Here is a 17,207-nt window from a genome sequence, read left to right on the forward strand (position 1 = left end):
TTAAAAATATCACTCTATCCAATCCAACGTTTAAACTTTGGAATTCTTCTAATAATCAACCAATCTAGTATCCATACTATAATCAGAGACATGCCTACTAGTGGGAAGAAAATACTTAGAACAATAACTATTATGGCTACACCCTTCATCAATTTAATGTTTTCTGGTAATGATGGAGCACCCATTTTTCCATTAGGCCTTCTTTTCCACCACATCATAAAGCCGCTAATTGCAATCAGAACAATTCCAAAAACTAAAGCAAGAACGACAAGTTGGTTTACTAAACCAAAATCCCCCTGATGAAAAGCGATACCCAGTGTCATTAATTTCCCTAATATTCCATAGTCCTTCCAGCCAAGATTCGCTAAAACAGTTCCATCATATTGGTCAATATGTAAGGTTTGTTGTGTCCAAGGCATCGGTTTATCAGGATAGATTGCGTTAGGGGATAAAAATACAGTGTAAACCCCCGATTCATTTTGAGGAAAAACTATTTTATAGCCTGGGTGAACTTTATTATCCGATACTGTTTCTATGACTTCTTCAATTGAAATCGATTTTGTTCCTTTGTCATTTGATTGGGGGACTGGCATTTTTTCTGCAGCCCAAGGTACATCATCGGCAACTTCTTTTGTTGGCAGTGTAGATTGCGGAAATGCATAGCTTTCCCAAGGGTTCACGCCTGCAGGACTGCCAGCATCTGTCTTGGCCACAAGATTATTTGCCATATTACCCCAAACACCTGACCACATAAGTCCGGAAACGACTTGAACTACAATAAGTAAAGATAACCAGATAGCAGTTGTTGAATGCAAATCTCGCCAAAGGACTCGTTTCCCTTTAGTTATTCTTAATCGAGGTAGCAATGTTCCAAAGATCGTTTTTTGGTTACGTGGCCACCATAAATAAACACCAGTAATGATTAAGATGATTGTCCAACAAGCAGCAAGTTCAACGAACCAATTTCCTAAAGTACCGCCCCAAAATTCGCCATTATGAAGGTTTTTAACAAATGCCATAAAACGATCGTTTTCATTTAAATCTCCGATGATATCACCATTGTAGGGATTAACATAGATAGATAGGTTCTCACCAATCGTACTCAGACCAACCACAGATGACCTATCCGCTTCAAAGGATGGTGTATAGCTTGTTATTTCTCCATTTGGATAGTTCTTCATTACTTCTTCAATTTGTTCAGTCGATGATCGTTTTTGCTCCCCTGGTTGTACGTAATAATAATCTTCGTACATTTTATCTTCGATTTGAGGTTTAAAGAGGTAAACTGCTCCTGTTATAGATAAAAATATGATTAAAGGCGAGAAAAAAACACCTGCAAAGAAGTGCCATCTCCATACAGTATTGTATAAATTTTTCCCGTTTGTTTGTTGTTTTCGTTGAGTAGGGTCAATTTGTGGTTTCTTTAAAGCTTTACTCATTTATCATCGGCATCCTTCCTTAGTTACGATCGTTTCATTACCCAAAGAGTTTTCATTCGTTCTCCAAAATATTATATATATAATTGAGTTACTAGATAATAGCCCGAATGGGTTAAAAAAGTGCCTATCACCACCCGAAAAATCTTGTTTCATACATTGTTCTACATTCTATTTATCATTAATAATTCGAATCCCCGTTCTGTTCGTGAAGTTCTAAACACTGAAAGAGCCTTATCCACCAAGGGATAAGGCTCTCATATTTATGTAAGAACAAACTTTGCGATCGTTTCACAGTGGCTCGGTTCTCCAACGAAGCACTATTTGAACGAGTGTCCACGGGAATTGTGGAACACCCATTTTGCACCAAAATCGGTATGTCTAACCGATAACAACCTTGAGTTGCCTTGTTGATCGTGCAGGTTAATAAAAAGGCATACCATTCTAAGAACGAATAAATTACAATTTTGTTGACTAAACCTTCTTTCTAAAATACACCCACAACTCTATTCCTAACATAAATAATGTAGAAATCAAAAAACCAATCATAAAAATATGATGAACTACTACAAAATAAACGATATATGCCACTATGGCGATAAGATAGACCATAACCAGCATGCCATTTCTATGCTTTCCCGTCAACTTCTATTTTTTTTCGACTTTACTTTCTCCCTTTATCAATTCATCTAAAGATATGTTATAAAGTTCACTTATTGCAATAAGATTAGAAATATCTAGAATTCCTTTATCTGTTTCCCATCTTGTAACAGCAGACCTTGTAACACCCATTTTTTCTGCAGCCTGTTCCTAAGTTAATCCAGCTTCACTTCGTAATTACTTCAACTTTTCTGATAACATAATATTTCCACCTTGGATTTAATTTCTAAATTCAAGATACACTAATCATTCTAAATAACACAGGAAATGCACCAAAACATCCGTGTTATGCTCCATGACATCCTTAATTTAAGCCATCTTTCATAGGAAAATTAGAATTATAACGACTAATCCGGCAATTCTTCAATCTTTGTAACATCGCTGAGATTGATTTCTTTGCCAAACTGCAAGCGGATGATTGACGAATCAAACACACTAATCACTACATTGCGATAATCATCGTCACGAAAATCAAAGAACCCTTTTAATAAGCCCTCTCTTTTCACCTGTTCAATCATCACCGGCTTATTGCAGAAATAATCTCTATCTACTCTTATTACATGGTTCCGCTCAGTATCCGTACCTTTCGCTGGCGAAACCGAGGTAATATGCATTTTCCCGATCATTCCATATACGGGTTTATTTTTTACATTCTTTTGATAGTATAGGAAATCTTCATCTTCAGCCAAAATAAATACATCGAATACACCATCGTTCCAGCCTTCAAGTTCAATGTCATAGTATTTATTTCCGAAATCATATCTGGAATGGGATGCTGAAACAGGTATTTTTTCTTCGTCCTGACTTTTCATATTCCCAGCCAATACATCTAAGCTGACATCAAATATGGTCGCAAGCTGTAAGAGATTGCCTAACTCAGGAATACCGCCATCTGTTTCCCATTTTGCAATAGCCGAGCGGGAAACATTTAGTTTTTCTGCCAGCCTTTCCTGAGAAATACCTTTTTCCGTTCTTAATTGTTTTATTCTTTTGCCTAGTGTCATAGTAACTTCACTCCTTTTCTTTTTTTCATAGAGTATTACTATAAACTCAGTTGGTCCATATATGAATCGTGACATCAATGTTACTCTTCGTGACAATGACAAAATTCAAATTTTCATTAATTATCGTTATATCCATTCTTGATTGTATCAAAGCAGCGTTTCCAGTACTGCTCTCTTTCAAGAATCTTTATTGGATCATAAGAGAGTCCGAAATATTCAAGAAGGGTATATGTAAAATACTTTTCAAAATACTCTGCACCTTTCTTCCCAAAAAGTGCTATGAGTTTCTTGTTACCACCATGCTTTGAATCCAGGTAGTTACCCCACCTTTGAGCAACTCCTTCTTCGCCTGTAGCAGAACCAATATATAATTTCCCGGTATGAGTATCTGTCAAACAATACACACCCGTGATTTTCTTAAGTGCCTCATAGTATGTTGGAAGAATTCTGCCTGCAAAAATATCTGCTAATCGATGGAATGGCAAATGCACTCGGTCATACCCTTCAAACTTCTCTCCACTATAAACACAAGGCAAAACTTCTCTTACAACAGCCTGGTCAAGATACTTGCTCAAGTTAAACACGTAACGGGAGAAAGTATTACCCTTCTTACATTTGATGATGAGCCTTCCAAAGTTGCTTTTCTTTGGAATCTATTATCTTCAACCGTTCTAAAAGTTTTGACGTGTCTACTCTAACGGGTAAGTTTATCGGTTTATCCAGATCCAGTTTCGTATTTGCCCATTCCACTGCCTTTTGAGCCTGTTCTTTGGTAATATCTCCATATACACAGGCATATTGAGGAAATCGGCTTTCAATCAACGCAGCAATAGCTAGTAATGGAATATGATACGGCAATCCTTGGGTCTTTGAATAGAATACTTTTGAAGCTCCTCGTTCACTATTCCTTAATTGATATAAGAGAATGTCTTCCTCTTGTATATCTTCCTTCCGCTTACTATATTTATCTATGTTTGAGCTGAGATTGAAACTTTCACCTGTTTCTTTACTCTCTAAATCGCCATTTATCTGCCAATACCTTTCCGTTTCCCCATAAACAACTAAGCGTTGTTCTTTTGTTGGCTCCAAAACTAATTGTTTGTAATCATCCATTTGTTCCACACTCAATGTGGCAAAAGGGTAGGCTTGAATAAGTATCAATGTTTCTTCGAAAACCTTCTCCCATTCGTCTTGATTAATATAATCTGATACAATTTCCAATCCTAGGTATACTCCCATAATTATCGACCTCCATTACTTTATTGACAGTAGGCAAGAACCATTGTCAGAGACAAGTAAAATCACTTCATTTTCTTGAATGCTTTATTGCCAATTGGCAATAAAAAAGCCCGTATTCTTTGATTAGAATACGAGCCCTTTTTTATATGTATTTTGAATGAAATGTTTATTTATCATGATTATCCCTGCTTTTTTAATGTCTTACATTGAATTATAATTTATAAAAATGCGATAATCAAGGTAAATACATGACAAAAAATTACAATAACAAAGGAAAGAATGGTGAAAAATATGGATAGTTTAAACATTGATGAGGTAGCAAAAAAATTAGGTTTAGATCAGCTTACAGTTATAAACATGTGTATAAGGGGAAGATTCCCAAATGCTTTTCAAAATGAGAATGGAGATTGGCTGATACCAAAATCTAACTTCATCACAACAAGAGAACAGGATGAAAGAGCAGAAGAAGTCTTGCGGCAAATTGATAGAAAAAATCGTGGCGGCAGGGATGAAACTGAAATACCTTATATTTCGGCAAAAGCAGTCTCTGATTTTTATCAAGTTAGATTAGAGAAAGTGGAAAATTGGATTAAAGAAGGTTACCTTTCTGGAAAGCAAATAGAGGGAGATTACTTCGTACCAAAAGAGGAGTTTGAATACCTTAAAGCGAGAAGAGATAGTGATACTTTAGAAGAAGAACTAAAGAACCTGCTCGGTGAGGATTTTATAAATAGTTGGGATGTCGAAATTGAAGAATAATACAAAATTCATTAAAAAGTGTTAACAGTTTTAAAACGGACCAAAACTGTTAACACTTTTTATCTGAGGTCTTGATACTACTATGTTTTAATAAGGAAAAGTGGTGAGTACCTATCTGATTTTTCAGTTTGAATTAATATATAGTGTATACACATATTTAAAACGATCGAAACCAGCTTCTTCTATCTCATTTGTTTGCTCACCTCGTTTTTGGGGAATATCGAGTAAAAAAGTGGTGATAAATAATGACTTTCTGAGATTTAGAAATGAATTTAAAGTTAGGAAACTCACTGAATAGTATTGGTAATCCATTGAATTTATATGGCGAGGAAAGCAACTGGAAAAGTAATGAATACACTAAACATAGTTAATTGTGATAAGGGTTAAAAGGATATTAGCAAAAAGAAGAAGACTGAGTCATTATTAGATCCAGCCTTACAGTAGAATAGTATTAACTATTTTGATTAACTTACGCACCCGTTGGTTTAACAATTTATGCTTTTTTTTATTGGTATGAATAGGGTATTAAGTTCTTCATATTATTTAGGTAAATTTAGTTGCCACGAAACTCCATAACGGTCATTTAGCCAGCCAAATTTCTTACTGAATCCATAATCTCCTATTGGCATAAGTGCTTGTCCACCTTCAATCAGTTTCTGATAAAGATTGTCAAGTTCTTCTTCAGTATTACAAGTAACAAATAATGAGAATGAAGGTGTGAAGGAAAACTGATGTTTAATATTGCTGTCTATGCACATAAATTCTTGACCTTTTAAGGTGAAAGTAGCCTGCATAACAGTTCCTTCATCCCCACTTTCATTTGCACCATATCGAACAATATTTGTAATTGCTGAATCCTCAATCAGAGATGTGTAAAAATTCATTGCCTCTTCTGCTTTGCCCTCTTGAAACATTAAAAATGGTGTGACCTTTTCCATTATAAGTCTACTCCTTTTAGAATCTATTTTCTAAATTATAATTCAACCTATATTATAATATCCATTCTTTTACTAAACTGCCCGTTACTTTAAGTGGATTTTTTCACAAAGTCCTTCTAGCCACATCACTCTCTTGCTTTAATAATAAAGAATAAAAATACATTTATGTGTGGTACAATTTTAAGATTCCTATTTAGACAATCTATACATGGGATTGGTCCATGTAATGTCTGCGGCTTTATTTGCAATGTGACTAGAATTACCCCATACAACATCAAAACCATGCTTTTTATAGAAATAATCTAGCTTATCAAAGTGATCCTTGTCTGTCTGTGAAATCCACCCCGAAATTGTCTTTACAGAATTCTCAATTGCAAAATGGATTAATGAATTGAGTAAAATTGATCCGTAACCCCTTCCTTCATTTTCTCCAAAAACTTCTATATCACAGATCTCAATTACCTCATCACTTTTGTAATTTGCACTTAATCGGATTCGGTTCAAAACAATTCCTTTTTTATGAATTACTTTAAGTGCAATATAAAACACACCAAATTTTTCTTCTTTATCAAAGACATCACGGTAAACTATGATATGTTCTCCGCTTTTGTGTAAAACATTTAGAAGACTCTTCTCAGAATCTTCTTCAATTTTCTTCGTTTCCAATTCTAATAATAAATCTAAATCTCTTATTTTTTCTTTTGAATATTGTCTTTTATTCCTGTGTCTATCCAAATCAAATAGAAAATCTAACATGTATTTACTCCTTTGCTTACCCTTTTCTTGTGAGTTATCCTATTAATTATTGCTTGTATCCTCATTACAAACTTACCATAAAAATACAAATAATAGTCTATCATTCTTACACTCACAAAATAATCTTTTAATACTTCCTTTCAACTAAAGTTAAATGCTCCCTCTGGCTATGGAGTGAGAAACCCAACTGAATAAAAACATGAGTTAAGTAAGTGTTCCAAAATAATGGAATCCTAGTATTATTGATAAATGATGTATGGAAAAAGAAAAAGACTAGATCTTAAAGATCCAGCCTGAACGAATATTGATTTTTAAGGATTTTGTTCCCTTGTATCTGTTTGATTTGTATCTTTTTCCCCTACATAATAATAAAATCCTATTTTATCACTGATCTCTCTATTTTTTTTCATCAATGATTCTTTCCTTATCAAGTCCTCTGAATTTCTAATCCCAAAATCAAGAAACTCCTTGGGACTTACGGTTTCATTACAGCAATCGTCAAGTTCGCTATAGGGTAACTTCATTTTACTCCAGAAAGGAGAATCTATTGGTTCATTATTGAGGAGAACCCTTATTTCATAAGTGTCCATATCATTGGGTGCTACACGGCAACTGCTCTCTCCATTCTCCAGTGCCAATTCCAAAGCCTTACTCAGTGCTTCTAAACCCGCTCTGGACCCCACAATTACACTTTCAGCACTCTTATCTGTTTGGGCATAAATATTTATTATCCGATATGTTGGTGAGTCCACTGTATGTAGCCCTCCATTCTCAACACTCAATGTTTTTCTCATGGCGTTCTAAGATTACCTTTTCCAAGCTATCATATTTCTTTTTTAACTCATCCATATCGTCTTTGAACATAACAGCATGTTCCTCGAGTACATCAAAACGCTCCTGGTTAGATTCAAACCCTTCATCCAAAGCTGTTATCCTTTGATTCAGTTTTTCAAAGCCTTCCTTCACGATCTGCTCTATTGATTTAAGTTGAACTCTAATTTCTTCATTAGTCATTTGTTCATTCCTCCTAAAATTTATTTAACATCAATCATGTTTGATTTTTCAGAACAACACCCTAAGCAGTGAATCTACGCTGAATCTTTTATTCGCTTATTCCCGTAGGTATATTGAGAGAAATATTTGATAAACCTCTCAAAGACATCTACTAGCTTCATAACCACTCCAGGAACGTCGTTTGGATTTGGGCTAAGGTATACGCCAATACTTCTATTATTCTCATTGAAACGGATTAATGGATGTATTTCTCTTCTCAATAAATCCTCTCTGTCTTTAAAAGACTGATACCACTCTTCCTTACTACGCCCAAAGCGTATTTCCACAAATGCACGGTTTCGTACATCACGCACGGCACAATGGTATATCACCTCATCTAAGCCGCCCCCTATCTGCATTACTTTGCTATTTTGTAAATGCTTCTTAGAATTGTGGAAGTTTAAGTAATAGGGCATTCTTTCTAAAAGTTGATCAAGTAAATAGTCTTTTATTTCATCTTCCCTACTAAAATCATATTGACGTTCTCCTATAAAGGCTTTCCCAATATGAGTAGGTGGCATCTTCAAATGGTCAGCCACTAATCTTAATGGTTGCTGAATTTTATTGATGACTTTCAAATTCGTGAGGACATCAAGTTCATACTGATTATTGAGATATTTAAGCAGTTCTACTACATCCGGATGTATTTCAACAGCAAAGAAATTGATGTACTTTCTCGGACTATTCCGAAGTAGTTCCTGTATTTCTTTTATATAAGAATCTTTGCGGAATTTTGCAGCAATCCATATTACATATCCTTCTGCCGTATTATTAATTAGATCTTTTGTTTTCTCTAAATGATTCATATCCGCCGTGGTAATCTGGCATTCAACATAAATGTCAATTTTCTTCTCCTTATTAACACCATGTAAGTCTACTCTTTGGGAGCCATTATTGTATTCCATCTTCATTTTCTCAATAGGGATCCCTATAATTTCTTGAATGATTTCAGGGTGCTCCTTCAAAAAAAGAGTGAAAATTGTTTCCTTCTTTGAACCTTGTTTACTCATTCCGTATCACCTCTCATAATATGCGGTAGGATACTACTCAAAATATCCAAGATTACTTCCTTAGCCTCTGGATTAACCAATTGCCCCCTAAAAGTAAACTCACTTACTGAAATCAACTCAGAAATGTCATTTAACTCGTTATTCAATCCTAGCATCACCATTAGTTCTTCCATCGGAATGTCGAGTTCTTTTGCAATTGCCATAGCGATTGGCACAGAAGGGTTCAGCCGCTTTCCATTTTTAATTCTGGATAAATACCCAGACGATACCCCAATAGAATCAGCAAGTTTATTTTGAGAAATCCCCTTCTTAATTCGATAATGTTCCATTGAATCGGCAAATTCACTTGGCACCCCTCTATTTTTCTTCATCTATTTCACTCCCCTTCTATAAAAGACTTTTGCTCTCAACTGTTTGATTGGGATTGTTGATTCAAATGTTCACAATAATTCACTTGGAATTGATAATATTTTGGATCAGGCTATTCCTTCTCCCTATTTTGACTACGGGCAACCAACAAAAAAACCCGCATCCTTTTTAGGACACGAGTTTTATAAAAAATGGCTTATATTTTTGTATGCAAAAGTAATTCATATTGACCCAACCTTCCAAACAGTTGTTCGCTAATTTTAATTATAGTTTGAAAATTGATTTATGAAAAGTACATATTTAGTATTTTTGACTAGAATATCTAATATGGTATGAATACAAACAATATAAAAGTTCTTTCCATTTGAGTGATAAGACCAGTTATAAAAGAATGAAAACCTTGGAGATAATATAAAGAGGTTCCGGTTTAAGAGCAAAAATATATTTAATAAGTCCTTTCTACCTTGTATACAAGTAATTACTATCAACTAGCTATTCGGTTAGTCCTACCATAAGATGATTTTCAACAAATTTATTTTTACGTTGCTAGATAAATCAAACACATAATACGAAGGAGAAGGTATAAAAATGACACAGGAATTAACTTATCTATTTTTACATGAAGAAGGTTTAGAAAAAAGCGAGTTAGTAATTTTCGGTATACCCAATGACGATTTTAATATGTCATTACAGGCTAGTATTAATGATTTGCGATATGATATGTATAAACAAAAAAGGCTATTATCTTTAGGGGTACATCCTGATGAAATGCTATGCCCTTGGAATGGTAGCTTAGTTGTAGTAGAAGGAATTTGTAGCTGGAATGAACTTAAAAAAGATTATGAACTAATTAAGTAAAAGTGAAACTTCATATAAACCTCAGAATTTGAACCGAAAAAAAAACCGATTGTGTGCCAGGAAAAAGCACTAGAAAAACCTTTTGAATTCGAATGTATTTTTCATCTAAGAACCTTTAATTTTATCTCAGACCAGGAACTTTTATTTGAGAGACATAATATCCCTGTGCCTTCATGCTACTAGATAGTACCAAGGAAAACTAAACGAAAAAAGCGTTGATCCTTTCCGGATCAACGCCCCCAAGTTTTGTGATTGTTTAACGTTAAATCCAAACAATAAAGCTATATCATCTTAAAAATATTTTTATCATTTCTACAAACTCTCTTGGATATTGAAATAAGGAACCGTGTCCTGCATGGTCAAATATTTTTAAATTACTATCAGCAATTCTATTTGCCAAGTCATATGAATTTTCTGTTGGAACCATGCGATCATGATTTCCATTTATTATTAGTGTTGGCTGAACAATTTTGGATAAATCCGCAGGCTTGTCTTTGCCCCATTTCTTAATTGCATGTAATTGCATTCTATAGGCTCTTAAACTAATAGTTTTGTCTCGATGTTTTTTTCTTCTTTTTAGTTGAATTAGAAATTCTTTAGCCTTTTTCTTACCATTCTTTGTGTTTGGGAAAAACAGATAGGTCTTTACATCTTTGAAAGTTAATATTGCACGAACTAAATCAAGATTTGTAATATACGTGACATTGGAAATACCTTTACCGCCTCGAGGTCCCGTACCAACTAATACCAGCTTTCTAACTAACCTTGGTTCCTTTAAGATTAATTCTTGAGCAATCATACCTCCCATTGACAAAGCTATCAAATCTATCTTTAAAAATCCTAATAGTTTAATAAATGTGATTGCATCATTTGCCATTTGAGGGATATTGTCTGGTACTTTACCATTGGAAAGTCCTACCCCCATGTTATCAAATGCGATGAACCAATGGTTTTTAGCAAGACCATCAATTATCCTAGGATCCCAATTATCAAGATTAGCTGAAAGATGTGTCAATAAAATAATTGGGATTCCTTTTTTTTCACCTAATTCTCTATATGCAAACCGTTTCCCATTCTGATGCTGAATGAATAAGTTAGGTGCGTCAATGTAAGAATAATGAACCGACATTGCTACTCCCCCTCCTGCATACCTAAAATTTGATAACTACTTTACCTTTTGGATGTCCATTTGCCACTAATTTTAGTGCAGCATTAATGTCATCAATTGTAAAATTGGTAGGGTCAATGGCAGGAACAATATTATTTTCTTCAATGATTTTTGTGATTTTTTCCAATTGTTTTCCGTCAGCTCTAACGAAAATGAAGCGATATTGAACACCTTTTTTCTTTGCTTTCTTATCAAATTTTGAGCCAACTAATCCAAAAATAATTTGCTTCCATTTAGGCAGACCTTTATCTATTGCAAACTTTTTATTTGGTCCAGTACGAAGACTTAGTAACCGACCACCCGGCTTAATAATGGATAACTCACGATCAAATTCATCAGCACCTAGAGTATCGATGACAAAATCAACTTCGTCTAGTATTTCCCAATAATTTTCCTTTGTATAATCAATATATTGATCGGCACCAGCATTCATCGTTCTCTCTTTAGCTGTAGGACTACCAGAAACAATAACCTTTAATCCCATTGCTTTAGCTATAGGAACAGCCATTTGGCCAAAACTTCCTGATCCTCCCGGAATAAACACTGTTTGTCCCTTTTTTGCTTCTAACTCTTCTACTAGGCCTTGGTATGCCGTCAGACCCGTTAAAGGTGCACCGGCTCCAGTAACGAAATCTAAGTTTTCCGGCAAGTGCCATATGGATTTAGCGTCAACTGCAACATATTCTTCAAATGCCCCAATTTTTTCAATAGGCAGTCTTGTATAAATCGAATCTCCAACATTAAAACCAGATACATGACTACCCACTTTTTCAACAATTCCTGTTAGTTCATTTCCTAATACAAGAGGCATATCATAGTCCTGTATTAATTTTACACTTCCTGTAATATTCAATATTTCAAGTGGATTTACTGCAGCAACTTTTACCTTTACCAGCACTTCATTATCTTTAATACTTGGTATAGGGATATCAACAATTTGTGCTTCAATGTTTTTTGAGTATTTTTGTATTTGAGCTGCTTTCATATTCTTAATCTCCTTTAAAAAAACCACCAACTCTTACATTGATGGTTTTTTATCATTCATTTATTTCATTCATATAGTCTAGTCGATGTATCCTAAAGCACCATATTAATCTAAATTGTTATGTGAGTTAACTGTTAAAACCTTATTCTTTTAAGAACGGATAATCTATATACCCTTCTGCTCCTCCTGCATAAATGGTATTTCTATCAGGAGTATTTAGTGGAGCATCTAATTTCAATCGTTCGACAAAATCTGGGTTGGCTATCATCCAAGTGCCTACAGTTATAACGTCCGCAAGTTCATTATCCAAGTCTAGCGTAAGTTGGTCTAAAGTACGTCCTGCTCGGTTAACAAGAAGTGCTTGCGACCAAAGTTGACGGATCTCTTGTAATAATGATTCATTTCCGAAGTGCATGATGTGGAGATAGGCCAGATTGAGCTTATCTAACTCACCGATTAAATAACGGTACATTTCACTACTTGATTCTCCCTCTTCTATTCCATTTAGTGTTCCTTGAGGAGAGAAACGTATACCTGTTCGTTCTGGACCAATCTCATCAACAACTGCTTTTGCTACTTCAATGGCAAATCGTGAGCGATTTTCAATCGTTCCACCGTACGCATCCTGACGTTGATTAGCATTTTCACTTAAAAACTGTTGAATAAGGTAACCATTAGCTCCGTGGATTTCAACCCCATCTGCCCCAGCTTCAATCGCCGCAGTTGCTGCTAGGCGAAATTCATTTATGACTTCCTTAATTTCACCTTCACTTAACGCTCTAGGTGTAGGAATTTCCTTCATCCCTTGTGCTGTAAATATTTCTATATTAGGTGCAATAGCTGAAGGGGCTACAGCTTGACGATGATGAGGTGTATTGTCAGGATGTGAGACACGGCCTACGTGCATAAGTTGAACAAAGATTCGTCCTCCTTCGTTATGCACTTTTGATGTTACCTTTTTCCACCCCTCAATATGCGATTCTGTATAAATACCAGGTGTATTTGTATAACCCTGACCATCCTCTGAGGGTTGAGTGCCCTCACTTATTATTAAACCAACCGATGCACGCTGGCCGTAATATTCTGCCGCCAAATCACTGGGTGTGCCATCTGGTAGTGCTCTACTCCTTGTCATTGGTGCCATACCTAAACGGTTTTTTAGTTCTATATTTCCAATTCTGACTGATTCAAATAACTTGCTCATATAACTTCCTCCTTTTTAATCGGTATCGAGATTCTTTGTTTTTCAATTGGTGGAATGGTTGCACAAGAATTGGCATTACAAAAAAGGAATTTGCTTTTTTCTATTCAACTCCTCTATAAAGATGCCATTTTTGCAGATTTCTTTGTTTTAGTTGAACGCTCAAAGAAAAACATGAAGTCATGGAAAGTATTCTCTGCATTCCACTGTATCTATTCATTCTTTCACCTTTCAAATAAAAGAATTTAAAGATTGTTTAAAACCTATCCTATTATTGGATAAATTTGTTCCCTTATCTTAAATTCATAATTTTGGTCTACAATACCTACTACCGCATTACTATCGTATAATTCCATCATAAATCCAGCAACTTGCTTAGCTGTATGGTACATAGGTAAATTTTCTTTATAATTGAAATTATCCAACCCAGTAGCATTTGTAGCGAATTCTGTTTCCGTCATTGCTGGTGCTAACACTTTTGCTTTTAATTTTGCACCTTTTAATTCTAGTTCTTTTGCAAGACCTTCAGTGAAGGCACTAACATAATATTTAGACGCAGAATAAGTTATAGTACCAACAGCAATTGCATATCCAAGTGCCGATGATACGTTTATTAACTGCGTTTCCTCTTTCTCTGCATAATCTCGAACAAATAATGTAGAAAGGATTGTCAATGATTCTATGTTAACCCGTAACAGCGTTTCAACTTTGCTTAAATTTTGATCTGCTACAAATGCGGATTCACCAAGACCAGCATTATTAATCCATGTCTCAATTTCATACCCTTTTAATTTGTCATACAAGATATATGCCTGATCTGTGACAGACAAGTCAATTGTGAAAATAATAACATCTAAATCGGGATTTATATTATGAATTGCGGTTTTTAGTTCTTCTAATTTATTTAATCTTCTAGCAACTATAATTAAATTTTTTCCCCGAGCAGCAAATGCTAATGCTGTCTCATACCCTATACCTGAACTTGCTCCAGTAATAACTGTGTATTTCATATTATCTCTCCTAAAATTAAAGTAATTAAAAATATCATTTAGCCTTTATCAGTAAGAATTAATAGATATAAAGGGGAACTTTACTTGAGATCTCACAAGTTAAGTTCAGCTAGATTGATTATTTACATTTGAGAACGTTCATTCTCAATAAGGTAAAAAAAATTAATCTAATACCGAGAGCGACATATCAATAATATTATTTAATTTTTCTATGTCATCAGTAGTTTTGGTCATAACTCTTAGTCCTACTAAGGAATTGTGAAGAAATTCCGACATTTTTTTTGCATCATGATTTTTAGATATTTCCCCAGACTTTTGACCTCTTAGCACTAGATTGTTTAGCAATAATTCGGTCTTAGAAAAACTCTTTACTACCATTTCTGCTGCTTGTTCATCATGTAATGACAACTCAACTGCCGTATTTACGGTCAAACATCCAATAGGTTGTTGTATATCTCTGACAATTATCATTTCAAATAAATTCCTGATAGCATCCTTTACCGAATTCAGCTGGTTTACTTCATTCTCTATTCTAGTTCTTATTATTTCATTATAACGATCCAATGCTTTTATAAACAAAGTATGCTTGTCACCAAACGTATCATATAAACTACGACGATGGATACCCATATACTTTACTAAATCTTGCATGGAGGTTTTTTCATAGCCTTGTATCCAAAAAAGGTCCATAGCTTTTAGCAATACTTCATTTTCATCAAATTCCTTATTTCTAGCCATACTATCATTTCCTTTGAGTAATCTTAGAGAAACCAGAAAATCTTAATGCTTCAAGATAATCATCAATCAAAAAGGTAAGAATATTGACTTTCTCGTCCCTCGCCAATGATATCATGTTAAGAATGAACAGTAAAGATTAGCATTAAGAGTCACTAGCAATTTCAGCATTTGTTAGTATGAACCATACGTGTTAACAACTCCACCTCCTCAAAAAGGGTTTTTCTGTAAACTTGAGAAAGTGCTAAGTGATGTTTTTAGAATGAACATTCTCATTATGACAAAGACTAGCTACTAACCTTACAAAACTATAATACCATTTTGAGAACGTTCGGTAAAGAATTATTTTTTTATCATTAGCTGGCTAAAAGTGCATAATTTTAATACGTTTTAATATTTCATTCTATAACATGTACACACTAAACCGTTTTATTTTTATTATGAATGTTCTTATTAATCAGACCTACCATGATTTGTTACCCACCTTTGCATGTTTCTGCTTACAATCATTTCTCCTTCTTTACATTAGATAAAGATATACAAAGATCTACTTTGTCCCAACAATACATTTCCACTCGGATTTGTAACGATTTTTCACTGATTTTGAGAAAATAATTACGTTCCGGAATAGACGGAGGAGATTGAATTCCGAATGAGTTCCTGATCTATCTTCTGCTTGAAGAACTAACGAAAAAACCAGATAAAACGCCTAGAATCTCTCGACTCTATTGTGTATGGAAACCAACTGAAAAAAACTGGAGAAAGCCTGAGCCCTTACTGGACAAGGTATGGAGACGTACAAAATAGATCGAAACGAATGGATTTATATTGAAAACTGATTGAAATGAGGATTGGACAGATATTGAATTGGGATGGTTTTTTTCGATTTTGGAAATAAAAAACGAAGGTCTGCCAGGAAAAGTACCGTAAAACTTTCGGATGCTTACTATATTCCCTCTTTTATTTTAATTTTTTTTCGTATCTCCAATTTTACTTTTTTGGTTTTTGTATTACAAGCTAAACTTAATTCTTTCTTCTACCTATGTATAACACAAATAAACCCTTCTCAAATCCCCCTCCTCAAACCCGCATTCGTCCGTTCCAGTTAAAATAAAGATTTCCGACAGAACCCCAATTTCGAGTATTTTCCGATCCAAAAATGAACGTTTTTCCGCCTATTTTTCTTTATTTTTTCATGTTTTTTCGTTAGTTAAAATAGAAATCTCCGAGAGTGGAAGGAAGAGAAAACCGAGAAAAGAATAAGGGAAAGAAGAAAAAACATTGAGAAAAGAAGGGATAAGACCTTCGGCCTCTTATTGAATTACTGCCTGAAAAAAATATTGATAAAGCCTGAATTGGCAAGGGATTGAGCAGGATAAAACACTGATAAAACTATTGAAAATATATTGATTTCCTATTGAATTATACCAGAAAAAATCCCGGGTTCCTAATGAGGAAAAACCGGGATGATATTGAATCAGAATCGAAAATCGGTTCCGAATCGGAAATTTCTATTTTAGTTCGGAAGTGTTTAATTTTGTTTTACAATCCAACTCGCTAAACTAAATGAGGAAAAGTTAAAATTAGAAAAGGGATTACTTCAACAAAAACAAACGATTGATTTTACAAAACTAATCCAACAAATTGAACAGTTTGTTCAAAATCCTGTTCTTGATGAAGAAATGCTTCACAAGCTAATAGAAAGAATTGAAATAAAAGAAGATGGGAGTCCGAGAATCCATTACCGATTCTCGGACCCTTATATATCTTCTATTTTTTTACGAGTAACACACAGCACTCCACATGTGTTATCATCAATATTTGATACATTTTCGCTAAAAATACCCATTTCGCGTAAATTTATACACATAAAAGATTGTTGTTCCATGTTTTTTTCATCACCCAAAATCAATATCCATTTATTTAAAGTTAGCTTTTTAGGGTATCTCTAAAGCGATCGCTTTAAGAAACCATACTATAAACGGATACCTGATTTCATACCCATTCTGACATCTTAGATACCCAT

18 protein-coding genes and 1 pseudogene are annotated in these 17,207 nt (G+C 34.4%); 3 read left to right on the plus strand and 16 right to left on the minus strand.

Annotation, left to right across the window (positions count from 1 at the left end):
• Positions 1-14 precede the first annotated feature (14 nt).
• From BMSHG_RS15825 to BMSHG_RS15845, 5 genes and pseudogenes are all read right to left on the minus strand, one after another.
• Positions 15-1,439 (minus strand): PepSY-associated TM helix domain-containing protein, encoded by a 1,425-nt coding sequence (locus BMSHG_RS15825; RefSeq protein WP_019155431.1) that lies wholly within the window; start codon positions 1,437-1,439, stop codon positions 15-17.
• A 645-nt stretch (positions 1,440-2,084) separates the two neighbouring features.
• Positions 2,085-2,234, minus strand: a pseudogene (locus BMSHG_RS28030) (helix-turn-helix domain-containing protein); the annotation flags it as partial.
• A 209-nt stretch (positions 2,235-2,443) separates the two neighbouring features.
• Complete coding sequence (locus BMSHG_RS15835; protein WP_019155433.1) at positions 2,444-3,100, minus strand: helix-turn-helix domain-containing protein; 657 nt, start codon at positions 3,098-3,100, stop codon at positions 2,444-2,446.
• A gap of 116 nt (positions 3,101-3,216) precedes the next feature.
• Positions 3,217-3,675 (minus strand): GIY-YIG nuclease family protein, encoded by a 459-nt coding sequence (locus BMSHG_RS26350; RefSeq protein ID WP_019155434.1) that lies wholly within the window; start codon positions 3,673-3,675, stop codon positions 3,217-3,219.
• Between the two features lie 34 nt (positions 3,676-3,709).
• Complete coding sequence (locus BMSHG_RS15845) at positions 3,710-4,339, minus strand: hypothetical protein (protein WP_019155435.1); 630 nt, start codon at positions 4,337-4,339, stop codon at positions 3,710-3,712.
• A 291-nt stretch (positions 4,340-4,630) separates the two neighbouring features.
• On the opposite strand from BMSHG_RS15845, the gene BMSHG_RS27145 reads away from it, so the two are divergent.
• Positions 4,631-5,098: a MerR family transcriptional regulator gene (locus tag BMSHG_RS27145; protein WP_019155436.1), complete on the plus strand. Its 468-nt coding sequence runs from the start codon at positions 4,631-4,633 to the stop codon at positions 5,096-5,098.
• 539 nt (positions 5,099-5,637) lie between these two features.
• Here the strand turns inward: BMSHG_RS27145 and BMSHG_RS15855 are convergent.
• The 6 genes from BMSHG_RS15855 to BMSHG_RS27670 all read right to left on the minus strand — a co-directional run bounded on the left by BMSHG_RS15855 (position 5,638) and on the right by BMSHG_RS27670 (position 9,226).
• On the minus strand, positions 5,638-6,036 hold the full coding sequence (locus BMSHG_RS15855; protein ID WP_019155437.1) for a VOC family protein: 399 nt from the start codon (positions 6,034-6,036) through the stop codon (positions 5,638-5,640).
• Between the two features lie 189 nt (positions 6,037-6,225).
• Positions 6,226-6,792, minus strand: a complete 567-nt coding sequence (locus BMSHG_RS15860; protein WP_019155438.1) for a GNAT family N-acetyltransferase — start codon at positions 6,790-6,792, stop codon at positions 6,226-6,228.
• Positions 6,793-7,103: 311 nt separating this feature from the next.
• The gene (locus tag BMSHG_RS15865; protein WP_019155439.1) at positions 7,104-7,544 is read right to left on the minus strand and encodes a hypothetical protein; all 441 of its coding nucleotides are present in this window, start codon (positions 7,542-7,544) and stop codon (positions 7,104-7,106) included.
• A gap of 19 nt (positions 7,545-7,563) precedes the next feature.
• Entirely contained in the window at positions 7,564-7,806 is a 243-nt protein-coding gene (locus BMSHG_RS15870) for a hypothetical protein (protein ID WP_019155440.1), read from the minus strand.
• Between the two features lie 74 nt (positions 7,807-7,880).
• Entirely contained in the window at positions 7,881-8,855 is a 975-nt protein-coding gene (locus BMSHG_RS26360; RefSeq protein ID WP_019155441.1) for a hypothetical protein, read from the minus strand.
• The gene (locus BMSHG_RS27670; RefSeq protein WP_019155442.1) at positions 8,852-9,226 is read right to left on the minus strand and encodes a helix-turn-helix transcriptional regulator; all 375 of its coding nucleotides are present in this window, start codon (positions 9,224-9,226) and stop codon (positions 8,852-8,854) included. Before BMSHG_RS27670 ends, BMSHG_RS26360 begins: the two co-directional genes overlap by 4 nt.
• Positions 9,227-9,812: 586 nt before the next feature.
• Here BMSHG_RS27670 and BMSHG_RS15885 point away from each other — a divergent pair.
• Positions 9,813-10,082, plus strand: coding sequence for a hypothetical protein (locus BMSHG_RS15885; protein WP_019155443.1), 270 nt, complete (start codon positions 9,813-9,815; stop codon positions 10,080-10,082).
• Positions 10,083-10,368: 286 nt separating this feature from the next.
• On the opposite strand, the gene BMSHG_RS15890 is transcribed toward BMSHG_RS15885, so the two are convergent.
• From BMSHG_RS15890 to BMSHG_RS15915, 5 genes are all read right to left on the minus strand, one after another.
• On the minus strand, positions 10,369-11,211 hold the full coding sequence (locus BMSHG_RS15890) for an alpha/beta fold hydrolase (protein ID WP_019155444.1): 843 nt from the start codon (positions 11,209-11,211) through the stop codon (positions 10,369-10,371).
• Between the two features lie 22 nt (positions 11,212-11,233).
• On the minus strand, positions 11,234-12,235 hold the full coding sequence (locus BMSHG_RS15895; RefSeq protein WP_019155445.1) for an NADP-dependent oxidoreductase: 1,002 nt from the start codon (positions 12,233-12,235) through the stop codon (positions 11,234-11,236).
• A 142-nt stretch (positions 12,236-12,377) separates the two neighbouring features.
• Complete coding sequence (locus tag BMSHG_RS15900) at positions 12,378-13,439, minus strand: alkene reductase (protein WP_019155446.1); 1,062 nt, start codon at positions 13,437-13,439, stop codon at positions 12,378-12,380.
• 260 nt (positions 13,440-13,699) lie between these two features.
• Positions 13,700-14,446, minus strand: a complete 747-nt coding sequence (locus tag BMSHG_RS15910; protein WP_019155448.1) for an SDR family NAD(P)-dependent oxidoreductase — start codon at positions 14,444-14,446, stop codon at positions 13,700-13,702.
• Positions 14,447-14,608: 162 nt separating this feature from the next.
• Positions 14,609-15,184, minus strand: coding sequence for a TetR/AcrR family transcriptional regulator (locus BMSHG_RS15915; protein ID WP_019155449.1), 576 nt, complete (start codon positions 15,182-15,184; stop codon positions 14,609-14,611).
• Positions 15,185-16,728: 1,544 nt separating this feature from the next.
• On the opposite strand from BMSHG_RS15915, the gene BMSHG_RS27675 reads away from it, so the two are divergent.
• A complete protein-coding gene (locus BMSHG_RS27675; RefSeq protein ID WP_083879369.1) occupies positions 16,729-17,133 on the plus strand; it encodes a DUF4368 domain-containing protein in 405 nt (134 codons plus the stop codon).
• Positions 17,134-17,207: the final 74 nt, after the last annotated feature.

The sequence above is a fragment of the Robertmurraya massiliosenegalensis JC6 genome (assembly GCF_000311725.1).
In the GTDB taxonomy this organism is placed as follows: Bacteria; Bacillota; Bacilli; order Bacillales; family Cytobacillaceae; genus Robertmurraya; species Robertmurraya massiliosenegalensis.

Bases quoted from the DNA above. Each gene is read 5' to 3' on its own strand.
- BMSHG_RS27145 (WP_019155436.1), top strand. From the start codon at position 4,631: ATGGATAGTTTAAACATTGATGAGGTAGCAAAAAAATTAGGTTTAGAT.
- BMSHG_RS27670 (WP_019155442.1), bottom strand. From the start codon at position 9,226: ATGAAGAAAAATAGAGGGGTGCCAAGTGAATTTGCCGATTCAATGGAA.
- BMSHG_RS15825 (WP_019155431.1), bottom strand. From the start codon at position 1,439: ATGAGTAAAGCTTTAAAGAAACCACAAATTGACCCTACTCAACGAAAA.
- BMSHG_RS15885 (WP_019155443.1), top strand. From the start codon at position 9,813: ATGACACAGGAATTAACTTATCTATTTTTACATGAAGAAGGTTTAGAA.
- BMSHG_RS15835 (WP_019155433.1), bottom strand. From the start codon at position 3,100: ATGACACTAGGCAAAAGAATAAAACAATTAAGAACGGAAAAAGGTATT.
- BMSHG_RS15860 (WP_019155438.1), bottom strand. From the start codon at position 6,792: ATGTTAGATTTTCTATTTGATTTGGATAGACACAGGAATAAAAGACAA.
- BMSHG_RS26360 (WP_019155441.1), bottom strand. From the start codon at position 8,855: ATGAGTAAACAAGGTTCAAAGAAGGAAACAATTTTCACTCTTTTTTTG.
- BMSHG_RS15900 (WP_019155446.1), bottom strand. From the start codon at position 13,439: ATGAGCAAGTTATTTGAATCAGTCAGAATTGGAAATATAGAACTAAAA.
- BMSHG_RS15915 (WP_019155449.1), bottom strand. From the start codon at position 15,184: ATGGCTAGAAATAAGGAATTTGATGAAAATGAAGTATTGCTAAAAGCT.
- BMSHG_RS15910 (WP_019155448.1), bottom strand. From the start codon at position 14,446: ATGAAATACACAGTTATTACTGGAGCAAGTTCAGGTATAGGGTATGAG.
- BMSHG_RS15845 (WP_019155435.1), bottom strand. From the start codon at position 4,339: ATGGGAGTATACCTAGGATTGGAAATTGTATCAGATTATATTAATCAA.
- BMSHG_RS15870 (WP_019155440.1), bottom strand. From the start codon at position 7,806: ATGACTAATGAAGAAATTAGAGTTCAACTTAAATCAATAGAGCAGATC.
- BMSHG_RS15855 (WP_019155437.1), bottom strand. From the start codon at position 6,036: ATGGAAAAGGTCACACCATTTTTAATGTTTCAAGAGGGCAAAGCAGAA.
- BMSHG_RS15890 (WP_019155444.1), bottom strand. From the start codon at position 11,211: ATGTCGGTTCATTATTCTTACATTGACGCACCTAACTTATTCATTCAG.
- BMSHG_RS15895 (WP_019155445.1), bottom strand. From the start codon at position 12,235: ATGAAAGCAGCTCAAATACAAAAATACTCAAAAAACATTGAAGCACAA.